This window comes from Nitrospira sp. KM1 (assembly GCF_011405515.1).
Lineage (GTDB): Bacteria > Nitrospirota > Nitrospiria > Nitrospirales > Nitrospiraceae > Nitrospira_C.
In genome coordinates this window covers 2681005-2701797 of record NZ_AP022671.1, presented here as the reverse complement: position 1 = coordinate 2701797, position 20793 = coordinate 2681005, and the positions used below count along the sequence as shown (strand labels likewise).

Below are 20793 nucleotides of genomic sequence, written 5' to 3'. Positions count from 1 at the left end.
ATCGCTCGTTGTTACGCTCTCCTCTATCGCCAGTCTGATTCTCACACGTCGTTTTTCAAGGAGGGCATCATGAATCACGTCGTTCGTCGAACCGTTGGCCCGGTTATCGGGATGGCTGCACTGAGCGCGGTCCTGCTGTGGGGTGGCCGATCGCTGACTCCGTCTCACGCTTCGAACACGCAGACAGCGGAGAGTCCGGCCGTCCTGGCCCCTCTGGCTGCCGCGTCATCGCAGGGATTTACCGAAGTGGCGAAGGCCGTGACTCCTGCGGTCGTCAATATTACAACCGTCGCTGCCGACAAAGTGTCGGAAGACCGTAGCGGCCGGGGCGACATGCGCGACCGTATGGAGGAGTTTTTCGGCGGGCCCAACGGGCCGTTCGGTCCGAAAGGATTCCGCGGGCCGCAGGGCCCCGGGGAACCGCGCGGACACCGCGGTGGCGGACAGGGATCCGGCGTGATCATCTCTTCGGACGGATATATTCTGACCAACAATCATGTGATCGACGGGGCCAAAGATGTGTCTGTTACCCTTCCGGACAAGCGCGAGTTCACAGGCAAGATCGTGGGAACCGATCCGAAGACCGATCTGGCCGTGGTCAAGATCGAAGGAGATCGTCTGCCGAGCGTGGCTTGGGGTGATGCATCGAAGCTTCAGGTTGGAGAGTACGTCCTTGCCGTGGGAAATCCGTTCGGTTTGAATTCGACCGTGACGCTCGGCATCGTGAGCGCTCTCGGACGAGGCCGCATGGGCATTACCCAATACGAGGATTTCATACAGACCGACGCCGCCATCAATCCGGGAAACTCCGGCGGAGCGCTCGTGAACACCAAAGGGGAATTGGTCGGCATCAATACGGCCATCTTTTCTCAGACCGGTGGGTACCAAGGCGTGGGATTCGCTGTCCCCACGAGTATGAGCAGACCGATTTATGAGAGCCTGGTGAAGAACGGCAAGGTGGTTCGCGGGTTCCTCGGTATCGGGATCCAGGATCTCAACCAGGATTTGGCGAAGTCCTTCGGCATGAAGCAAACCAAGGGCGCCTTGGTCAGCGATGTGAGGGAGGATAGCCCGGCCGAGCGAGGAGGTCTCAAGCAGGGAGACATCATCGTTTCCTATCAGGGATCCTCCGTTGAAGACGCGGTCGCCTTGCAGCGGATGGTCACACGCACCGCCGTAGGAGCTCACGTGCCGGTCAAGGTGATGCGCGACGGTCATGAAAAAGATTTCACGATCACGATCGGCGAACAGCCGGATACCACCAAAGTGGCCAAGGTCGACAGCGGCGAAAAGGATTTCGCGTTCGCCGGTGTCGCGGTTCAGGATCTCGATCGGGAAACCGCGAAGGAGTTGGGCATGAACGCCAAGTCCGCTGGTGTGGTGGTGACCAACGTGGACCCTGACAGCGGTGCCGAAAAAGCGGGACTGATGGCGGGAGACGTGATCCGGGAAATCAACCGGCAGCCCGTCAAATCCGTCAAGGATTTTGAAAAGGCATCTTCCAGCGTCAAAAAGGGGGAGAATGTGCTGATCCTGATTACCAGACGCGGCAGCGCACTTTTTTTGAGCGCGAAGGTGTAACGAGGGCTTACGCGGAGTCCAGACCGGAGGCGGTCGTCATCGATAGCCTCCGGTCTTTCCGGTCAACACATGTTTTGAAACGGAAGGAGCATTCCCATGAGCACCCGCTACTCGGCCGACCAGATCGTACATTGCGGCGTCCGTCACCTCGACATGAACCAGCGTGCCGGCGCCGGCCATCCCATCATTAATATAGACCACCCCGTCGATCTCAGGGGCCAGTCGTTGGTGACGGCCTTCAAGCAAGTATTCCGACTCTTCCGAGCGGCCGTCAATCAATACTTCAAGCGTGGTACCGATGTAGGCTCGATTCTTTGCGGAAGCAATTTCCTCCTGCACACTCAACAGCTCGTTCCGGCGCGCGTGCATCACCGACCGATCGATCTTCGCATCAAGACTCGCCGCCGGCGTCTGTTCCTCGTCTGAATACAGGAAGGCGGCGACGCGATCGAACTGGGCATCACCCACATAGCGTGCAAGTTCTTCGAAGTCTTGATCTGTTTCGCCAGGAAACCCGACAATGAACGCTGTTCGAAAGAACACGCCGGGAATCCGCTCCCGGATGCGCTCGACCAATCGCTCGATCGCATGCCGGTCGCCAAGACGATGCATTCGCTTCAACATCCGGTCACTGATGTGCTGGAGCGGCATATCGATATACTTGGTGATCCGCTCCTCTCCCGCATAGAGATCGAGGAGTTCATCCGTGACTTGTTGCGGATAGAGATAGAACGGCCTGATCCAATGAAGCGCTTTGACCTTCACCAGCTCGCGCAGCAGCGAGGCAAGGCCGTGACGCAAGCCAAGATCGACGCCGTAGTTCACCGTGTCCTGGGAAATCAGATTGATCTCTTTTACGCCCTCGCCCGCCAGACGCCGAGCTTCTCCCACAATGGACTCGATTGAACGGCTCCGTTGTTTCCCTCTCATGAGGGGAATCGCGCAAAACGCGCAGTTCCGATTGCACCCTTCGGCAATCTTGATGTAGGCACTGTGGTGTCTTCCGAGTCTCATTCGAGGGGCCATCTCGTCATACAGATACGGAGGCTGGCTGATCCAGAGACGTCGAGGGTGTCTCTTGGAAGAAAGCAAATCCCGGCAAATGTCGGCAATGTTTCCGAATTCTCCGGTCCCGACGACGCCGTCCAATTCAGGCAATTCCTTGAGTAGCTCACCCTGATATCGTTGGGCCAGACATCCGGCGGCGATCAGGACGCGACAGATCCCATCCTTCTTCAATCGACCATGTTCCAGAATCGCATCGATCGATTCCTGCTTGGCCTCCTCGATAAACCCGCACGTATTGATGATGACCACTTCCGCCTTTTTGGGATCTCCCGTCAGTTCGAACCCCTCGTTGACGAGCGTGCCGAGCATCACCTCGGAGTCAACCTGGTTTTTGGAGCACCCCAAATTGACGAACCCGATCTTCGTCGTTGCGCCTTTTTTCGTACTCGCCCGCTTCGTCCCGGCACGCCGGGGAGTGATCAATGGGTGACCCATACGAGGGCCAGTCTACGGGAGTGTGAAAAACCGTGTCAAATGAGCGCTTGCGAAAGCCGAAGGCAATCCAATATGGTTTGCCCCATGATACGGACCTTTCAAGGCATAACGCCCACCATCCCCCCATCGTGCTTCATCGAAGATACTGGAATCGTCATTGGGGACGTGGTGATGGGCGAGCACTGCAGCGTGTGGTTTCACGCTGTCATCCGCGGCGACGTCAATTCCATCCGCATCGGAGCGCGCACCAACGTGCAGGACCTCTGCATGCTTCATGTGACCCATGACACGCATCCGCTCGTCATCGGAAACGAGGTCACGATCGGACACAGTGTCATCCTCCACGGATGTACCGTTCACGATCGAGTATTGATCGGCATGGGGGCCATCATCATGGACGGTGCCATTATCGGAGAGGATTCAGTCGTAGGAGCAGGGGCACTGATCACTGAAGGAACCGCGGTCCCTCCTAGAAGCCTCGTATTGGGTTCTCCAGCCAAGGTCAAGCGACCGGTCACGGCCGACGAGCTGGATTGGATCAAAGAGTCCGCCGGCAATTATGTGAAATACGCAGGCCAATATCTCGGGGGGGCGTCGACCGGACGCACCGGCTTTCGCCTCTAATGCATTCGGCCGGACTTCTTGGGCATTCCAACATGGATGAAGCAGATGGGATCTCCCACGAGAGCAGTGGGGAATTGTTTCCGCCCGACCAAATACGGAATGCCGTGCCGGTGACACCAGTCGGCAATCCAGACGACCTCTTCGGTAGACGTCGTTACGAGCCCCGGGCGCGACAGCTTGGGCATGCAGCGATCGACCAGGCTTTGAACCGTTCTGCGCTGGATGGAAAATCGCTTCGGATCAAACGTCACAGGATCAGCGCGGCCGTAGGATAGCGGCGCCAGATCCGGAAAGCGTTCCGGATCGTTCAATACGCTGACGATCCAGAGATGATCGAAGGGGCCTGCCGCCGTCGCCGCATCCCGAGTGACGAATCTCACTGGGGTTCCCTGACACGCTCTGTTAAGCGAGCCGACTTCGAGACGCCGAAGATTGAACGGGTGCACGCGCCGCTGGAGATCCACGGTCTCCATCAGAAGAGCCGGAATTTCAGCGACTCCGGCCCCGACATACAGACTTCGTCCTCCTATCGACAGCTCATGGCTGAGCGCGGCGGCGATTCGAGTACCCAGGCGGCGAGCAGGTTCACGCTTTGTCCGCCAGAAGCCGTCTCCACCTTCATAACAGTACACGCGACCCAGCGTACGGAATTCGAGTCGTTGAAACACTCTCCCGATGGTCGCGCGCGTGCAGGAACTGACTCGTGGTCGCGACTTTCCCATCAGCCTGCCACCGCCGGACCATTGGCGCAGGCACAGATCAGATCGATGACGTGCTCGAGAAACGAAAGATCCAGCGTGTCCATCGTATCGGTGACTGTATGATAATGAGGATTTCTAAAGTTGGCCGTATCCGTGAGCATGATGGCAGAAAACCCGGCATCCCAAAAGGCCGCATGGTCGCTCCGGCGAACATCCGGCAGGGCTTCCCCGCGGCCTGGAACCAACAGCGGAACAACCGGTAACTGCGGAACCGTCTGTTTGGCGCAGGATAGAACATCCCCAAGAAGCAGCCGTGACGATTCGTTGCCGATGAGCGCGAGAAAATTGCCGACCGTCGGCACGGCAATGGGTACGCCGGGAGGCGTCCGTTGGGAGCCGGCTTCCTGGCTGGCATATCCAACACACTCCAGAATGATCGCCCCATGCAGCGGTTGGCCGGACCTCGAAAGTTCGGCGGCAAAGGCGCGACTCCCTACGAGGCCCTCTTCTTCCAGACAAAATGCTGCGAGCCATATCGGACGGACGAGTTCCTTCGCTGCCATCCGATGGGCAACCTCCAACAGCACCGTCAGCCCACTCGCATTATCGTCAGCTCCCGGAGATCCCGTGACCGTGTCATAGTGTGCGCCGATAAGAAGTGGAGCCGCCTGCTGAGCTTGTCTTCCACGCGCCGGATTCCTGACTGCCACCACGTTGTGATAGTTCTGCCTCCCGGACCGAAAGGGGCGCATCGTGGTGACCCAACCGGACCGGGTGAAGACGCTTGCCATATATCGCGCCGCTTGCTGAAGCGATCCGGCGGACGTGTCAGGGTGACGTTCACCCGCGAAGGTTCGAAGATGCCGGCGTATGCGAAGATGCTGATCGGACACGGCAGGAATTTATGATGTAATCTCGGTGCCGATGCCTTTGCGCGTGAACACTTCAAGAAGAATGGCGTGCGGCATTCGGCCGTCGATGATATGGGCTTTTCCCACGCCGTCCTCGAGAGCATCAAGACAGGCGTGCACCTTCGGGAGCATCCCTTCCGTGATCGTGCCCTTCTTGACCATGCGTTGAACATCCTTGCGGGACACGGTCGAGAGATGCCGTCCCTTGGCATCCCGGATACCCTTGATGTCGGTCATCATGACCAACTTCTCCGCCTGTAACGCACCGGCGATCGCCCCGGCCACCAAGTCCGCATTGATGTTGTAGGTCGTGCCTTCCCGATCAGTCCCAATGGGCGCGATGACCGGAATGTAATGATCTTCCTGAAGTCTGTGCAGCAAGCTCGGATCCACTTTGTCGATGTCCCCGACGAATCCGAAATCGTGTTCTCCATCCTCTTCATCGAAGTCACGCTCCAAGCTTTCGGCCCAAGCTTTTGCCGTCAACGGTTTGCTGAGAATGAGCCCGCCATCCTTTCCGCTCAAACCCACGGCGCTTCCGCCGTGCCGGTTAATGAGATCCGTAATCTCCATATTGATCTTGCCCGCCAAAACCATTTCGACGACTTCCATCGTGGCTTCGTTGGTAACGCGAACCCCGTGGAGGAACGTCGATTCGATGCCGAGCCGATCCAGCATTTCATCGATCTGAGGACCACCACCATGAACGATGACCGGATTGATGCCGACGTACTTGAGGAGCACGATGTCCTGCGCGAACCGTTCTTTCAGGGACGATTCGGTCATGGCGTTTCCACCATATTTGATGACGATGGTCTTGCCGCGAAACGTTCGGATGTAGGGCAGCGCCTCGATCAGGACGTTCGCTTTCTTGATGAGCTTATTCATCGTCCGGTCCCCGCAACATGGAGTCGTTGGAGATTGGCGCTACCATACCATGACGACGGGCGGAGACCTAGCGTGGAATGCGAATCACGCCGGCCGTTTCCCCGTTCGAGCGGCTCGCCCGCTCGTCATACGGCCGGCCCGGGGATGGGATTGATCGTATACCGCCAGAAGCTGAGCCATCGCCACATGGGTGTATTTCTGAGTTGTGCCGAGGGATGCGTGACCGAGCATTTCTTGTATCGCCCGTAAATCCGCGCCTTCGTCCAACAGATGCGTGGCGAAGGAGTGCCGCAACGTATGCGGACTGGCGGAACCTCCGGTCAATCGATCGGAATAGCGGGCCACCATCCTTGCGACGCTTCTAGACGTCAACCGCCCTCCGCGATGATTCATAAACATTGGGTCGTGATGTCCCGGAGGACTGGCACGTGGCAGGGATTCTCGATATGCGCGTATCGCTTCGACGGCAACCTGTCCGATGGGAACGATTCGTTCCCTGCGTCCTTTCCCTTTCAATCGTACCAATCCGGTCGAGGCAAGGTCATCGGTATTGAGAGAGACGAGCTCGCTGACTCTCGCGCCGGTCGAATAGAGCGTTTCGAGGATGGCCCGATCCCGCAGTCCGAATGGTTGGCGAACGTCAGGGCACGTCACCAAGGCCACCGCTTCATCTTTCGTCAATACACGCGGGAGCGGTTTACCCTGTTTGGGTCCTCGGAGGTCTTCGAGGGGATCGTGGCCAACGATGCCTTCTCGGAACAAACAGCGATAGAAACTTCTGAGACAAGCGACTTTCCTCGCAATGGTGGTGCGCTTCTCTCTTTTCTGATCGAGCCATTGGAGATACGCCCGCACGGCGTCAATCGTAATCGAGGCCGGATCAACTGCCATTGTCGTTTGATGACGTCTCACAAAACCGTGGAATTGCCTGAGATCCGACCTGTAGCTGCGTATGGTCTCGGAGGATGCACCGCGTTCTGTGGCCAGAAACCTTAGGAAAGCCCGGATTGCGTCATCCATGCGGCATGGTCCTTAAGTGCACGCTCCACGATCAAACGGCGTTTGCGCTCTTTGTCCCGAACAGGCGAAGAGAGGGGCGGGAACAACCCAAAATTCGAATTCATCGGTTGAAAGCGGCAGGGATCCGTGGAGGTGATATAGGCCAGAAGACAGCCATGGGCGGTGGTGGGAGGAGGCGCTACGGGAGGTAGACCCGCAAGGCACCGGGCGGCATTGATACCTGCCAGCCCTCCCATGGCAGCGGAATCGGTATACCCTTCCACGCCGACGAGTTGCCCGGCAAAGAACAGGGTATTTCGACTCTTGAACTGTAATGTAGTGTGCAGCAACTGCGGAGAATTGATGAACGTGTTGCGGTGCAAGCTGCCGTACCGCAGGAACTCCGCACCCTCCAAACCTGGAATCATGCGGAAAACTCGTTTTTGCTCTCCATAGGTCAACTTTGTTTGAAAGCCAACGATGTTGTAACACGACCGATGCGCATTTTCGGTCCGCAGTTGGACGACCGCATGCGGCCGCCGGCCCGACCGGGGATCTTCCAGGCCGACGGGCTTCAATGGCCCGAACTGCATCGTGTGTTTTCCCCGCTCGGCCATGACTTCAATCGGAAGGCACGCTTCGAAATAAGGAATCTTCTCGAACTCTTTTGGCAGAACTTTCTCTGCTGCGAGCAGCGCTTCATAAAATCGAGTGTACGTTGATTCGTCCATGGGGCAGTTCAGGTAATCATCCTCTCCCTTTCCATACCGTGAAGCGCGGAATGCCACATCCATGTCGATGGAATCGGCGTCGATAATCGGGGAGATGGCGTCATAAAAGAATAAATGGTTCGACTGTGTCAGCCCGGCGATTGCCTGGGAAAGCTTATCGGAAGTCAACGGACCGGTCGCCACGATGCAGACGCAGTCACTAGGAATCTCCGTGATCTCGTCATGAAGAATTCGTACATTGGGATGTGCCTGAAGAGATTGGCTGATCATAGAAGAGAATTGATCACGATCGACCGCTAATGCGGAACCGGCAGGCACCCTGGCCTGCTCGGCCGCCCGGATGACGAGTGAACCGAGCTTCCGCATCTCTTCCTTCAAGAGACCTGGCGCCGTGATTGGATCCGAGGACCCTAAAGAATTAGAGCAGACCAGTTCTCCCAGGCCCCCCGTTTTATGTGCCGCCGTCATCGACTTCGGACGCATTTCGTAGAGGGTCACCTTGGCGCCGCGATTGGCCGCCTGCCACGCCGCCTCAGAACCGGCAAGGCCCCCTCCGATGATGACGATGTCTGTTCGCATGAAATCCGATCCAGATCTATCCTGTGCAGGAAATTGCATTGTAGAAATCACTTTTGGGAGAGTCAAGGAACTGCCCACCACGCCTGCGTTTCGCCGGCGTGAAACTCCATGTTCCTCAAATTGATCTGTTGGAGAACCCCGTGCTAGACTCGCCCCGGTTGGGCGATTAGCTCAGTGGCAGAGCGCTTCCTTCACACGGAAGAGGCCACAGGTTCGATACCTGTATCGCCCACCATATTCCCCCCGTCGGAAGCGACTCAATACCTCCATTTATCATAGAACCTAAGCGGTAGAGAACGCTCGAATCCTGGACAGATTCCTGGAGGTCGGCTAGACTTCATTCAGTTTGGAATACGTCAGTCGGTCATGATGCTCGGGATATGTGAGGTCAACATGAAGATTCATGCCGTGCTGTTGGGAATTCTCTTGGTGGGGGGATTGGCCGGATGTTCGACGGCCAAACAACAAACCGTAGATGCGGACGGTGATTACATCGCCCCGGCCAGCATTTATACGGTGATGGACAGCACCTCGCTCGTGTACACCGACGTCGCAGCAGGCGCTGCGCTGAACGACCATCCACTTCGCTGGGTGGCATTCGTCTCACACCCCGTCGGACAAGGACTTGATTATGGGATCAATCGTCCATTGTATACGTTGAGTAGCAAGATGCCTTATCTGTTCGGCTATACCAGCGAAGATTCGATGTTGGATAGTCAGCGACGCTAGCCATATTCTGCCTTTCGATTAAGACGCCCGCCTCTCTTTGCACGGAGAGGCGGGCGTTTCTGTTTGGCTACTGGCAAACTTCGGAACGATTCTGTATTCTCGCATCCACGATGTTTCCAAAGATCAGACCTTCGAGCACCCGAGTCTGCGTTCTGCGGCTTCTGACCATCACGCTGATCGCTGCACTTGCAGCATGTGAAACGCCGAATCCTCGGCCCCCGAACCTTCCCCCTTCAGAAACCGACCTGCTGTTGCTCAAATCCTCTCACCTCTGTGATCGCAAGAAAGATTTTCTGCAGCAACATCCTGCTTCATCCCTCCAAACCAAGAGCTGGGGAACAGGACAGGAATTGGTCATTCCTGCCGACCGCAGTCCTTCCAAGGGAGACGAATCTTATTTCTTCACCGAGGACGGCTGGCTCGTCGGAGCGTTGTTTACATTTTCTTCGGGACTCGATTTGAAGCCATACCCCGTGCTTCGACACACCTTGACCATGCTGAAACCGAGCATGGAGTTCTATTTAAATGTGGCCAATCTCGCGACCAAGGCCGACATGGATTCCACAGCCTTGTACGAAACGGGAGATGAGAAAACCACAACGCAATATATGATCATTGGACCCAAGGACGAACCGGTTTTGCTCCAGGCCTCCATGGCGCCGGACCCCTTTGTTCGATTATTCTCTCCCTACCGTCGGGAATTTTTGAATCGATTGCGTATGCCGAATGGTCCGAAACCGGGCCAGCAGATCGACAGTCAGGGAGGAGAAGACAAGGAACCGTTCCCGTCACTCCAGCAATTTGCCAGAGGACAGACGGCACAATTGGCGTATTGTGGATCCCAAGACTATGCCATCGCCGCCGATGCGTATCAGAAATCCATTGCCAGCGGGTTTACCAACAAGGTGTGGCTTGCCGAAGCGCATCACAAGTACGGTCAAGCCTTGTTCGGACTCGGGCAGTACGAAAAAGCGAAGGCCGAAATGATGCAGTCATTAACCATTCGTCCCAACACGCCCGAGACGCTCAACAATCTAGGGACCGTCTATCAGAAGCTGGGTGACAAAGCCGCCGCTCAGGCTGCATTTGAAAAAGCCGTGCTGCTAAAACCCAACTATGCTCTCGCCCGCTTCAACCTGGCGGAAATGGTCGAACCGACGGATCAAAAACGCGCGCTCAATGAATATGAAACCTACCTGGCCATTGTCGAAGGCATCCCCGAGGAAGCCGATCGCATCGCTCTCGTTCAGCAACGCGTCAAAGCGCTCAAACACTAGTCACGCGATAGGCTGAGCAACCTGCTCGCCATAGCTATCTTCAACAGGAGGATGGGGACAGATCGAAGAAGCCCCTAGCGGCGTATTTTCTCTTCTTGTTCCTGCACGGTCTTACATTCGATGCAGAGTGTGGTCACTGGGCGGGCTTTCAATCGAGGATAAGGGATTTCTTCTTCACAGCGTTCGCAAATGCCATAGGTCTTCTTGTCCATCCGCTCGAGCGCCTCATCGATTTTCTTCAAGAGCTTCTGCTCGCGCTCCCTGATGCGCATCGTGAAATTCTGATCCACCTCGGCGGAGGCTTGATCACTTACGTCGGGAAATGCCTCCTGCCGATCTCGCTTCGTAATGCCTTCCCCGGCTTCATCAAGAATGGCTTTGCGCTGACGCTGAAGATCACGACGGATGGGACCGTATTTTTCTCGTCCTGACTGTGACTTGGGGCGACTCCGGGTTGAGACGGACCGTGGGGCAGAAACCGAGGGGCGTTTGGCTGACGATCGTGCCTTCATCCTTTTCCAGCCAATCCTGAACACGGGATCGAATAAGGATCGAACTATAACAGCCGCGCCGAAATGCGGTCAATGGGACTGGCGGCTTTTGTTACGATAGACTTCACTTCCCCTTAAAGGTCGCGACGTCCCTCTATGGATTTCAGCAACGTCACTTCGTCCGCATACTCGATATCCATCCCAACGGGAATTCCATAGGCTATCCTGGACACACGCACGCCTAACGGCTTTAGCTGATTTGTCAGATAGATCGCGGTCGCTTCCCCTTCGATCGTCGGATTGGTCGCCACGATCACCTCCTCGACCCCTCCAAGCCTGACACGATCAATGAGCTCTTCGGCGCGGATATCGGAAGGGCCTATGCCATCGAGGGGAGAAAGCGCGCCGAGCAACACATGGTAGAGCCCACGATATCCTGCCGCCCGTTCGACTGCATAGAGGGTACTGGGTTCTTCTACCACCAAAATCTTTCTTCTGTCGCGTTTGGGATCCAGGCACAATTCGCACAACGGGCCTTCCGCAATGTTCCGGCACTGCTGACAGAACGTCAGCCCGTCCTTCACCGCACGGATCGCATCCGCCAGACGCAACGCATCCTCTCGCTCGGCCTTGAGCACGTGAAACGCCAGCCGCTGGGCGGTCTTCTGTCCTATACCGGGTAACCGAACGAGTTCCCGCACGAGACGCGGCAAGAGTCCCTGTTGGTCGACGGCCATCGTCAGAACAAGCCGGGTAGATTCATGCCGCCCGTCACGGCCTTCATTTCATCGGCCATCATTTGACGGGCCTTTCGAAGCGCATCGTTGGATGCTGCCAGGACGACATCCTGCAACATGTCGACATCACCGCTTTTCACCACCTCGGGATCAATGACGATGCTCACCAGGTCCATGGCTCCATTGGCGGTCACAGTGACCGTACCGCCGCCTGCGGAACCGGTGACGGTCTTGCTGGCCGCCTCTTCCTGGATTTTGGCCATCTGGGCCTGCATGGCCTGGGCCTGTTTCATCACGTTGGCCATATTTCCAAATGGATTTTTCATTCCTCTACTCCCTTCTGGTGCGACACCGCCCTCACATCGGCAAGCTCGGCTCCGAACATCTCCAGCGCCTGCTTGACGACGGGATGGGCTCGTGCTTGCTCGAACAGCACCACCTTTTGTTCTTGTTCTTTCGCCGCCCGTATCTGCGCCATCGTCGGACCCGGCGGATGATTGTCGGATAATTCGACGATCCGAAGCTTTACGGGCTGACCGCTCAGCCGTTCGCACAGCGATGTCAGAACGTGCATGTTGTCTGGTTTTTCCAACAGACTCCTGGCCGTCATGGCCTGTTTGGCGAAGCCGACCGTCACGACATTCCCCTCGATACCCACAAACCGACCCATTTCTAAAAATGGAGCGATATTGGGATGATTGTGGGCCACTTCATCTTGAAGTTGTTCCCAATTGAGTACCGCCGCCTGCGCGCGCACCGGCGCGGATGCAACCCGTCGGTCATTCTGCTCGCTCGCTGTCTCCAATCCTTTGTTTTCCACCTTCTCGTCGGCAGCCGGAACCGGGGCCTTTCGTGATTCGGAGTGACCAACGGAGGGACCTGCTGGAGGCGGTGTGGCAGGCCGGGAATCGGTTCTCGAAGCGACGGAAGTTGATGGTCGCTCGGCCGACGTATTCTTTGTCTTGTCCGGCGAAGCCTTCGTGGGTTGAGGAGGCGGCCCGGAAGCTGGCCGCTCTCGATGTACCGGAGTCGCCTCGGAAAGCCGGAGCAGCCTGGTAGCACGCACAGCGGCAGTTTCCAAAACGAACCTGGGATGCGCGCTCAATCTCAATGCGTCTTCAGCCTGAGTGAAAAGAGTAAACAGTTGCTGAAGCTGCTCCGGAGTGAGTGCTCCTCGATCAGCCGCAATCTGCGCAAGATCGTCCGGCGACGCTTCGATCAACCGCGGCCAGTCCTGCTGAGCCGTCACGGCTATGACCAGCATGTTCCGCACATACTCGACCACCTCCGCGCAATAGGCTCGGAGATCGTGCCCCTGATCCAATAGTTGGGCGAGCACGTCCAGCGCCTCTGCGCTGTCTTGGGCGGTAATGGCCTGGATCATCACCCGAAGGAGTTCCTGGGGAACGGCTCCCAATAGCGCCTCGAGATCGGCATGGACAATCGTCTTGCCGCCAAACGCGATCGCCTGATCCAGTAAGCTCAGTGCATCTCGCATGCTGCCTTCGCTGGCTCTGGCAAGCGCCGTCAAACTTCGCTCCTCTATCGTGATATCTTCCTGTCGAGCCACATGGCGAAGCCGTTCGATGATCTCCTGCCGTGCGATACGTCGAAAGTTATAGTGTTGGCATCGCGACAGAATCGTCGCGGGGATCTTATGAATCTCCGTCGTCGCAAAGATGAAGACGACGTGCGGCGGCGGCTCCTCCAATGTCTTGAGCAGGGCATTGAAAGCGGAATTCGAGAGCATATGCACTTCGTCGATGATGTAGACCCGATACGAGCCTCGGAAGGGAGTGAATTTTACGTTCTCCCGAATTTCCCGCACATCATCAACGCTCGTATTGGATGCGCCGTCGATCTCGATGACGTCTACAGATGTTCCTTGAGCGATTTCAAGACAGTTGGAACAGGCGGCGCAGGGCGTGCCGGTCGGTCCCTGCTCGCAGTTGAGCGCTTTGGCCAGAATGCGCGCGATGGTGGTCTTCCCGACGCCCCGAGTCCCGGAAAAAAGATAGGCCTGCGCAATTCGCTTGGTCGTAATCGAGTTGACGAGCGTCTGCACGACGTGTCCCTGACCGATCACGTCGTCGAAGGTGCCGGGGCGATATTTTCTTGCTGAGACCTGATAGTCCATCAATATTCCGCAGAGAGCTCCATCCGCTCAGCCAGGCCCATGCATATGGACCCCGGAACACAATCGGATAGGTTGTAGTTGTTTGATCTCCGTTAGCGGGGCCAGGTGATCCTGCGGCACCCAAAACGATCTGTTTACCGTTGCTTCCTTCCGGACCTGGCGGGGTTCACAGGGTTCCGTTGCACAGGGCCCAGCCCCTAAATAACCTCGACTCCGTACCCAACTGCCTGATATGACGATCTACAAGATGCAATAGCAATCCGGCTGCATCAGCTGGCGCACACGGCCTCGCATCAAACACCTTATGGCGGAGAGGGTGGGATTCGAACCCACGGTCCCGTTGCCGGGACGCATGCTTTCCAAGCATGTCGATTCGTCCACTCTCGCACCTCTCCGCAGCGATTTTTTGAATGGCGGATCTTAACATGCGCTCCCAGGAGCGGCAAGGTGAGGGTTTGACCAGTTGGTATCGCTTTCCTATACTGCCGTGAGAGATCCTTGAAATGAAACTCTTCATTGGCCTACTCCTATTCTTGGGCCTCATCGTTGTGGCCATCCTTACGCTTCCGTTCCTGGTTGACCTCGCCGACTATCAAGACCACTACAAGCCGCTGGTGGAAGAAGCGCTGAACCGGAAAATTCAACTGCAGAAGGCTCGTCTGACTCTTTGGCCGCAAGTAGGTGCTCGGATTGCCGGATTTACCGTTCTGGAAGATCCGGCATTCGGCAACGGCTCGTTTGCTTCTCTCAGCTCTCTGGATATCGGGGTCAAACTCCTGCCGCTATTCAGCGGAACTGTTGAAATCGAGGCGATCACGCTTCGCGACCCCGTCATCACCGTGATCAAGAGCTCTTCCGGCATTCTAAACGTATCGACCATCGGAGGCAGCGGCCATCCACAACCCTCATCTCCGACAGTTCCGCCTGAACCATCCGGCAATCCATTACAGGCATTGGCGCTGCTCGCCGTTGACCGCGTCACCATCGAGCACGGAATGTTGATCTATCGCGATCTTTCTTCACAGACCGTGAGTGAACATCAGTTGCAGGATCTCAATGTATCGCTCACGTCCGTTCATCTCGGCAGCATGCCCGCCGTCCATGCTGAAGCCACCATTCTGCCTTCCAATCTTGCGGTACGTATCGACGGGACTTTGGGGCCACTCGCCGAAAGACCCGAGATCGAACGGTATGCATTCGATCTGCGTGCCGGAAACATGTCCGCCACTCTTACCGGCAAACTTGTGAACCAACAATTGAATGCACGACTTTCTTCCCCTTCGATAAAGTCCGCAGACCTGCCGATTCAACTACCTGTGACCAAGCCGGTGGAGATCAAGGACTTTCTTGTAGAGGTGACCGCGCCCTACCCCGTCAGGCAGGGAGTTTCCGCCATGGAATCGGTACACATCCAAAACCTCAGCCTGGCTGTAGCCGTAGGACAATCTCTCGTCACTATCAAGGGGACGATGCTCGGAGGCACGGCTCAAATCACTGCATCAGCAGCATCTATCGATACCGCGGATATCCCGGTTGAATTGCCACTGACCAAACCGGCTGCCATCAAGGATTTCCACCTGGCAGCCGCTGCTAAACTCCCGATCAAGAATGCGGCGGCACCTCTTGAGATCGCCGATGTTTCCGATCTGCGATTCGGAGTGCTGACCGGAGCATCGGCAATCTCCGTCAAGGGAACGGTTCGAGAAGGACAAGCGAAAGTGTTGATTTCTTCGCCTACGGTCAAGACCAGTGATCTCCCCGTGAAGACACCCTTTGTTCAACCGGTCGATCTGCAAGACCTTCGGGCCACCTTGGAAATGAAAGGGAGAGAAATCAAGCTGAGTGGTCTGACCGTCCGCTTCCTCGAAGGGCAAACCTCAGCGCAAGGTTCGGTCACCACCGGCCTTGCCGCTCCTCCATTTACGGGAAACATGACAATGAAGGGAATGCAGCTTTCCCCCGCACTGAAGAGTCTGCATCCCGATAGCCCGGTATCCTTGTCGGGGACAGCAGCCATGAATCTTGCCGTCGCGGGACAGGGGTTTTCGATTCCGGAGTCGACCAAAGCTTTAACCGGTACGGGTCACGTTGACGTGAAAAATGGAAGGATCGAAGGGGTCAACCTCGTGGATGAGTTGGCCGAATTGTTCAAAGCCGCCGGGGTCTCCCCCGCATCCGCGCGCGCCACGGTCTTTTCCACTTTGGAAAGCGATCTTGCACTCAAAGGAGGGGTCGTCCGGGTGCAAAAACTTTTTATGGATAGTCACGACTTTCAGGCGGTAGGCCGAGGGACGGTCGGATTGGATCAAACGCTCAATCTGGTCCTCAATCTAAACTTGTCCCAGACTGTCAGCCGGAAATTGACTCAGTCTTCCCCTCTGGTGAAGATTGCGCTCAAAGACGGGCGGCTGCGACTTCCACTATTCGTCACCGGAACAGTCCAAAATCCATCCTACGGGATTGATTTGAAGGATCTTACCGGAAAAATTCAGGAACAGGTTCAGGATAAAGCCAAGGAAGCAGTAAAAGGCTTGCTGGATGGAACTAAAACTCCGCGTGATCTGGAGCGGGAAGGAAGGGATCTACTGAACGACTTGCTTGGTCGCTAGAATTCTATTGGGGCACGGCTTGTCCGTACACACTTCTTGACAAACTCAACGGGTGAAACCTCTCGATATCACCGCCATATTCAATTCCTCCGATGAATCGGCCGCTCCTTTGTCGCTCAATTTCTTGATCCAAACTGGGAACAATCTGTTCTCAGACGCTGTCGCCTTGCTAAAAGCGCGGATGTTTTATAACACGAATCCGGCTCTGTAGGGCTGCGCCTACAGTGACAAATGTATGTTACTTACGTAACATCCTCCGGCATCGAGCTTGCCTCATTGTGTGCAACATGTTTTCGTTTCTCCAGCCTTGAAGTGATCTTCCGTGTGAGTTATACACCTGAACCGGGAAATTCACTTGGAGATGTGATAACGACGCAAATCCACAGGTCGTGCGTCACATCCTTAAGCGAACTGATCCGAAGGAGGTATTGGTAATGAAGCGGTCCGTTTGGTCGGTGTGCATGGCGGTCACAGCTGTATGGTGCCTCATACTCTCTGACCCTGTGATGGGGGCCGACCCAGTTACCCCTGCAACGGCTCAACAGGCGACTTCCGTTCCCGACAGCGTGACGCTCAAAGACGGAAGTGTCATCTATGGCGAGATCATCGAAATGAGCGCCGGCGTCCTTCACATCAGCACTGCGGCCAGTCCAGACAAGTATCTGAAGGTGAACTGGAGTGAAGTCGCCAAGCTCAACCTCACTCACCCGCTCCCGTTTCATTTGAAGGAAGGCTCGGTGATCGTTGGAACCGCTGTATCAGAACCGGAAGGCGTCCTAAACGTGAAGGTGGAACCTCTTCAAGGTACGATTGCCGTGCCACTCCAGTCAGTGGATTCGGTGAATCCCCTGATCCAGCCGCCCGTCATCTACACAGGCAGCCTTCAGGGAGGATATTCACAGGCCGCGGGCAACAGCCACCTTCGCAACGGAAGTCTGATCGGCGAGTTTATCGGACGGAGCGAATCGCTGCGGTTGACACTTCTGGGTCGCTACATCTACGGCGATGATAACGGACAACTGCTCGTACGCAACAGCCGCGGCACGATCAAACTCGATTTCTTCGTGACGAAGCGTTTCTATTGGTTCGCATCTTCGTACTTCGAACAAGATACGTTTCAGGATCTCAAGCTCCGCACCGCTCTCTCGTCAGGCCCCGGTTATCAGTTCATCGACCGGAACGATTATGACAGCCCCTGGTTGAAAGATATGACGCTGTACGCCGAAGCGGGTCTAGCCTATTTCAATGAGGATTTTAACGTCGCGAACGATAAGACCTCGTTCCGCGGTCGCTGGTCGATCAAATTCAATTGGCCCTTCTTGGACGATCGTGTGGCGATTTATCACTTTCAAGAAGGATTTCCGTCGATACAAAATTCGAAAGACTATTACATCACGGCGGACACCGGCGTACGGTTCAAGATTGTCGCAGGTTTTGTCACAGGTTTTCAGTGGACCCTTCGCTATAACAGCCGACCCGCGGCGGGCACGACCGACACGGATAATTTGTACCTCTTGACGTTAGGGTATAGCTTCGACACGTCGCGCAAACGCACGTAGGCTCGCGCGAGTGCATCAAATCTAAGCGAGGAGGGTGACCATGCTCAAAGAATTTAAAGAGTTTGCCATGAAGGGCAACGTCCTCGACATGGCCATCGGTGTCATCATCGGAGGCGCTTTCGGGAAAATCGTCTCGTCGCTGGTCAGTGATGTGCTGATGCCGCCGATCGGGCTCTTGATGGGAAAGGTCGATTTTTCCAGCCTGTTCCTTAATCTGTCCGGCTCTCCACAACCATCGCTCGCAGCGGCCAAAGCGGCGGGTGTCCCGACTGTGAATTACGGAGTCTTCCTGCAGACCGTCTTCGACTTCTTAATCATCGCGTTTGTGATCTTCCTCCTCGTGAAGCAAATCAACCGACTGAAGAAAGACCCACAGCCGGGTCCCCCGACCACGAAGGATTGCCCCCAATGTTTGTCCACGATCCCGATTCGGGCGACGCGTTGTGCACACTGTACGTCTGCTGTCTGAATGATCACTTATACTGGAGGAACACGTCATGTGGAAGGTCCTCAATCTTGCCATGCTCGGCGCGATGATGTTCGGCCTCTTCACGGGTTGCACTGGAAAGAGAATTGAGACGCTCAAGGAGGCGGTCTGTTGCGACGGTGGATATGAATATCGCAATCGCAATAAGCTGGATGCCTCAAAAGCCGCCGACGATCTCGGCGCACGCAATGCAGCGCTGGAAAAAGAGCGTCGACGGCTATCGGATGATTTGGCGGCCTCGCAGACTGACAACGGCGCCTTGACGAACCGCGTCAATGCGTTGGAAGGCCAGATGGCCGATCGCGACCGTGAATTGAACTCGCTTCGCTCGAGCGCAGGAGATTCATCACGGATGCAGAGCGACCTGGATCAGGCGAGATCCCGCAATGCTGACCTTGAGCGCCAGCTGGCGGCTGCATCCGGCGATAAAGACCGCCTGGCATCGGATCTCGCGGGAGCCCAGTCCGGCCTAGGAGATAAGGAGCGTCTGGCGGCCGAGCTTGCGGCTGCACAATCACAGGTGGCGCTGTTGCAGGCGGGCGGAGCGGACAAGGAGAAGTGCGCATCGGAGTTGGCCGCTGCGAAACAGCGTATCACTGAGTTGGAATCTCAACTTGCTTCGGCCCAGGGGGCAGGGGCCGATAAGGATCGCCTGTCCGCCGAGCTGGCGTCGACCAAACAACGTGTGGCAGACCTCGAAAAGCAGCTCGCCGGTCGCGAGCAGGATCTGGCTGCTCGGGACAAAGAATTGGCGGGTCTCCGTGGTGATCTCTCGACAGAAATGTCCAAATTGAGGGAAGCCCAACGCGGGCTGGTTCGTGCGCTTCGACCTCAAATTGACAAGAACAACATTGCTGTCGATCTCAATAATGAACGTCTGTTGATCAACCTCGCTTCGGGCTATCTATTCGGCTCGGGCGAAGATGAGCTGAAGCCTGCCGGTGCTGAGGCGCTCAAACAAGTGGGAGCTATTCTGAAAGAATATCCGGAATACAAGGTGGCAGTCGAAGGGCACACGGACAACCGGCCTATTCGGAGCTCTCTTAAGAAAAGATTTCCAAGCAACCAGGAGCTGTCGGAAGCACGCGCAGCGAATGCCGCCAAAGCGCTGGGTGAGGGCGGTCTACCGGGCGCTGCGACCAGCGGGTATGCCGATAGCCGCCCGGTGGGTCCGAACTCAACCGACGCAGGCCGTGCGCAAAACAGACGGGTCGAGATACGCGTTACCAAGTAGTTCTCTTTTCTGATGCTACTGCCGTGGCGCCCGGGGGCGCCACGCATATCGTGCCGGTCCAGGAGCCTCAATACACCTGACGGTCTTTCGTCGTGATCAACTATATTGATCTTCCGTGTATACCTGTTTGATGGCCCAAAAAACGGCCTCCTTGAGCTTCTTGACCAAGGGATCGGGCGGATCCTGACGTATCTTTTGTAATTTCTTGTCTAGATCGAACAGTGGTTGGACGGAACGCCGATCTGGGACGCGGCCTAGGGCCCAGGCGACTTCTGTTTGCACCCGAATATCCACGCCTGGAGCATCCAGCATCTCAAGAAGAGGAGGCACAACAGACGGATCATTGTGGGTATTACCTAAATCGCCAAGACCTTTCGCAGCCGCTGCCTGCAAATCAGGTTGCTTGGAGTGTTTCAGGATATCGATCAGAATGGGAATCCCGTCTTTCCCCATACTGCCCAAAGCCACCGCAGCCTGCTTGGACAAATCCTTGTCTTTCAGAGCCTCTTTTAATTTTGGTAACGCCTCATCCGCCTGCATCTCCCCCAATAAGGCGATGATCCTAATTTTCCGAGTCTGTGGTGTGTCCGACGCCTCCAAAAGCTTCAGTAGGCGATCTGGCTGTCCCCATTCGGCTGCCAGCAGAATAGGGAAATCGTATTGTTTCAGCTTTTCCGCCAGGCTCGTCATCGCATAGGCGCCGGGATCGCCAGCATTGGCAGTTCGGGAGGCGGAATCGGAATCCTCGAAATCGGTACGGACTTCCTTTTGCCATTTGATCCTCATGTCGCCAAGCAGGTAGCTGAGCTGACAAGCGGGACCTTTCCAAAGCCTGGACGGGGCATCAGGTAAATCGGCATCGCCGCCGGCTGCGGTTGTTCCCTCCCATGTTTTTCGTTGTTCGCACTTAACCTTCACGACCGCGTCATGCGGCTTGGCCGAATCCCGCACAACGATGTATCCCAATTCCTCCATTCGTTTCGCCGCGACATCCGCGAGTGGGGCCGCATCAAGAG

Annotated in this window: 19 protein-coding genes, 2 tRNA genes and 1 other RNA gene; 9 read left to right on the top strand and 13 right to left on the bottom strand. The window is 56.2% G+C overall.

All coding sequences use genetic code 11. The features are described 5' to 3' along the window. Positions 1-69: 69 nt before the first annotated feature. The gene (locus tag W02_RS12580; protein ID WP_173048215.1) at positions 70-1581 is read left to right on the top strand and encodes a DegQ family serine endoprotease; all 1512 of its coding nucleotides are present in this window, start codon (positions 70-72) and stop codon (positions 1579-1581) included. 36 nt (positions 1582-1617) lie between these two features. On the opposite strand, the gene rimO is transcribed toward W02_RS12580, so the two are convergent. After that, positions 1618-3084: a 30S ribosomal protein S12 methylthiotransferase RimO gene (gene rimO, locus W02_RS12575; protein ID WP_173048213.1), complete on the bottom strand. Its 1467-nt coding sequence runs from the start codon at positions 3082-3084 to the stop codon at positions 1618-1620. An 84-nt stretch (positions 3085-3168) separates the two neighbouring features. Between rimO and W02_RS12570 the strand changes: the two genes are divergently transcribed. Next, positions 3169-3708 carry a gamma carbonic anhydrase family protein gene (locus tag W02_RS12570; protein WP_173048211.1) on the top strand — a complete coding sequence of 180 codons (540 nt, stop codon included), beginning with the start codon at positions 3169-3171 and terminating at the stop codon, positions 3706-3708. Here W02_RS12570 and W02_RS12565 read toward each other — a convergent pair. The 5 genes from W02_RS12565 to trmFO all read right to left on the bottom strand — a co-directional run bounded on the left by W02_RS12565 (position 3705) and on the right by trmFO (position 8517). Beyond that, a complete protein-coding gene (locus tag W02_RS12565) occupies positions 3705-4430 on the bottom strand; it encodes a hypothetical protein (protein WP_173048209.1) in 726 nt (241 codons plus the stop codon). The two genes, W02_RS12570 and W02_RS12565, sit on opposite strands and share 4 nt — an antisense overlap. Beyond that, the gene (locus W02_RS12560; protein WP_173048207.1) at positions 4430-5302 is read right to left on the bottom strand and encodes a M28 family peptidase; all 873 of its coding nucleotides are present in this window, start codon (positions 5300-5302) and stop codon (positions 4430-4432) included. The genes W02_RS12565 and W02_RS12560 overlap by 1 nt, the downstream gene beginning before the upstream one ends. Before the next feature lie 9 nt (positions 5303-5311). Then, positions 5312-6208, bottom strand: coding sequence for an acetylglutamate kinase (argB, locus tag W02_RS12555; protein ID WP_173048205.1), 897 nt, complete (start codon positions 6206-6208; stop codon positions 5312-5314). A gap of 84 nt (positions 6209-6292) precedes the next feature. Then, positions 6293-7228, bottom strand: coding sequence for a tyrosine recombinase XerC (locus W02_RS12550; RefSeq protein WP_173048203.1), 936 nt, complete (start codon positions 7226-7228; stop codon positions 6293-6295). Beyond that, the gene (gene trmFO, locus W02_RS12545) at positions 7201-8517 is read right to left on the bottom strand and encodes a methylenetetrahydrofolate--tRNA-(uracil(54)-C(5))-methyltransferase (FADH(2)-oxidizing) TrmFO (RefSeq protein ID WP_173048201.1); all 1317 of its coding nucleotides are present in this window, start codon (positions 8515-8517) and stop codon (positions 7201-7203) included. Before trmFO ends, W02_RS12550 begins: the two co-directional genes overlap by 28 nt. Before the next feature lie 160 nt (positions 8518-8677). Between trmFO and W02_RS12540 the strand changes: the two genes are divergently transcribed. The 3 genes from W02_RS12540 (at position 8678) to W02_RS12530 (ending at position 10523) form a co-directional block, all read left to right on the top strand. Beyond that, positions 8678-8752: transfer RNA gene (locus W02_RS12540), tRNA-Val, on the top strand. A 158-nt stretch (positions 8753-8910) separates the two neighbouring features. Continuing rightward, the gene (locus tag W02_RS12535) at positions 8911-9246 is read left to right on the top strand and encodes a hypothetical protein (RefSeq protein WP_173048199.1); all 336 of its coding nucleotides are present in this window, start codon (positions 8911-8913) and stop codon (positions 9244-9246) included. 110 nt (positions 9247-9356) lie between these two features. Next, entirely contained in the window at positions 9357-10523 is a 1167-nt protein-coding gene (locus W02_RS12530) for a tetratricopeptide repeat protein (RefSeq protein WP_173048197.1), read from the top strand. A 74-nt stretch (positions 10524-10597) separates the two neighbouring features. On the opposite strand, the gene W02_RS12525 is transcribed toward W02_RS12530, so the two are convergent. From W02_RS12525 to W02_RS12500, 6 genes are all read right to left on the bottom strand, one after another. Next, positions 10598-11035 (bottom strand): TraR/DksA C4-type zinc finger protein, encoded by a 438-nt coding sequence (locus W02_RS12525; RefSeq protein ID WP_173048195.1) that lies wholly within the window; start codon positions 11033-11035, stop codon positions 10598-10600. 113 nt (positions 11036-11148) lie between these two features. Then, entirely contained in the window at positions 11149-11751 is a 603-nt protein-coding gene (recR, locus tag W02_RS12520; RefSeq protein WP_173048193.1) for a recombination mediator RecR, read from the bottom strand. Positions 11752-11753: 2 nt separating this feature from the next. After that, positions 11754-12077, bottom strand: coding sequence for a YbaB/EbfC family nucleoid-associated protein (locus W02_RS12515; protein ID WP_173048191.1), 324 nt, complete (start codon positions 12075-12077; stop codon positions 11754-11756). Further along, positions 12074-13888 (bottom strand): DNA polymerase III subunit gamma/tau, encoded by a 1815-nt coding sequence (gene dnaX, locus W02_RS12510; RefSeq protein ID WP_173048189.1) that lies wholly within the window; start codon positions 13886-13888, stop codon positions 12074-12076. The genes W02_RS12515 and dnaX overlap by 4 nt, the downstream gene beginning before the upstream one ends. 96 nt (positions 13889-13984) lie before the next feature. Beyond that, an RNA gene (gene ffs, locus W02_RS12505) (signal recognition particle sRNA small type) lies at positions 13985-14084 on the bottom strand. Positions 14085-14193: 109 nt separating this feature from the next. Further along, positions 14194-14283, bottom strand: a tRNA-Ser gene (locus tag W02_RS12500). A gap of 108 nt (positions 14284-14391) precedes the next feature. Here W02_RS12500 and W02_RS12495 point away from each other — a divergent pair. The 4 genes from W02_RS12495 to W02_RS12480 all read left to right on the top strand — a co-directional run bounded on the left by W02_RS12495 (position 14392) and on the right by W02_RS12480 (position 19777). Then, the gene (locus W02_RS12495; protein ID WP_173048187.1) at positions 14392-16497 is read left to right on the top strand and encodes an AsmA family protein; all 2106 of its coding nucleotides are present in this window, start codon (positions 14392-14394) and stop codon (positions 16495-16497) included. Positions 16498-16931: 434 nt separating this feature from the next. Continuing rightward, positions 16932-18056, top strand: coding sequence for a YdiY family protein (locus W02_RS12490; RefSeq protein ID WP_173048185.1), 1125 nt, complete (start codon positions 16932-16934; stop codon positions 18054-18056). Between the two features lie 40 nt (positions 18057-18096). Next, the gene (mscL, locus tag W02_RS12485) at positions 18097-18525 is read left to right on the top strand and encodes a large conductance mechanosensitive channel protein MscL (RefSeq protein WP_173048183.1); all 429 of its coding nucleotides are present in this window, start codon (positions 18097-18099) and stop codon (positions 18523-18525) included. Positions 18526-18553: 28 nt separating this feature from the next. Continuing rightward, complete coding sequence (locus tag W02_RS12480) at positions 18554-19777, top strand: OmpA family protein (RefSeq protein WP_173048181.1); 1224 nt, start codon at positions 18554-18556, stop codon at positions 19775-19777. Positions 19778-19873: 96 nt separating this feature from the next. Here the strand turns inward: W02_RS12480 and W02_RS12475 are convergent, their stop codons facing one another. Next, positions 19874-20752 (bottom strand): HEAT repeat domain-containing protein, encoded by an 879-nt coding sequence (locus W02_RS12475; protein ID WP_232068534.1) that lies wholly within the window; start codon positions 20750-20752, stop codon positions 19874-19876. Between the last annotated feature and the right edge of the window lie 41 nt (positions 20753-20793).

Coding starts and splice junctions, on each gene's coding strand:
- W02_RS12580 (WP_173048215.1), top strand. CDS start 70: ATGAATCACGTCGTTCGTCGAACCGTTGGCCCGGTTATCGGGATGGCT.
- rimO (WP_173048213.1), bottom strand. CDS start 3,084: ATGGGTCACCCATTGATCACTCCCCGGCGTGCCGGGACGAAGCGGGCG.
- W02_RS12570 (WP_173048211.1), top strand. CDS start 3,169: ATGATACGGACCTTTCAAGGCATAACGCCCACCATCCCCCCATCGTGC.
- W02_RS12565 (WP_173048209.1), bottom strand. CDS start 4,430: ATGGGAAAGTCGCGACCACGAGTCAGTTCCTGCACGCGCGCGACCATC.
- argB (WP_173048205.1), bottom strand. CDS start 6,208: ATGAATAAGCTCATCAAGAAAGCGAACGTCCTGATCGAGGCGCTGCCC.
- W02_RS12550 (WP_173048203.1), bottom strand. CDS start 7,228: ATGGATGACGCAATCCGGGCTTTCCTAAGGTTTCTGGCCACAGAACGC.
- trmFO (WP_173048201.1), bottom strand. CDS start 8,517: ATGCGAACAGACATCGTCATCATCGGAGGGGGCCTTGCCGGTTCTGAG.
- W02_RS12535 (WP_173048199.1), top strand. CDS start 8,911: ATGAAGATTCATGCCGTGCTGTTGGGAATTCTCTTGGTGGGGGGATTG.
- W02_RS12530 (WP_173048197.1), top strand. CDS start 9,357: ATGTTTCCAAAGATCAGACCTTCGAGCACCCGAGTCTGCGTTCTGCGG.
- W02_RS12525 (WP_173048195.1), bottom strand. CDS start 11,035: ATGAAGGCACGATCGTCAGCCAAACGCCCCTCGGTTTCTGCCCCACGG.
- recR (WP_173048193.1), bottom strand. CDS start 11,751: ATGGCCGTCGACCAACAGGGACTCTTGCCGCGTCTCGTGCGGGAACTC.
- W02_RS12515 (WP_173048191.1), bottom strand. CDS start 12,077: ATGAAAAATCCATTTGGAAATATGGCCAACGTGATGAAACAGGCCCAG.
- dnaX (WP_173048189.1), bottom strand. CDS start 13,888: ATGGACTATCAGGTCTCAGCAAGAAAATATCGCCCCGGCACCTTCGAC.
- W02_RS12495 (WP_173048187.1), top strand. CDS start 14,392: ATGAAACTCTTCATTGGCCTACTCCTATTCTTGGGCCTCATCGTTGTG.
- W02_RS12490 (WP_173048185.1), top strand. CDS start 16,932: ATGAAGCGGTCCGTTTGGTCGGTGTGCATGGCGGTCACAGCTGTATGG.
- mscL (WP_173048183.1), top strand. CDS start 18,097: ATGCTCAAAGAATTTAAAGAGTTTGCCATGAAGGGCAACGTCCTCGAC.
- W02_RS12480 (WP_173048181.1), top strand. CDS start 18,554: ATGTGGAAGGTCCTCAATCTTGCCATGCTCGGCGCGATGATGTTCGGC.
- W02_RS12475 (WP_232068534.1), bottom strand. CDS start 20,752: ATGGAGGAATTGGGATACATCGTTGTGCGGGATTCGGCCAAGCCGCAT.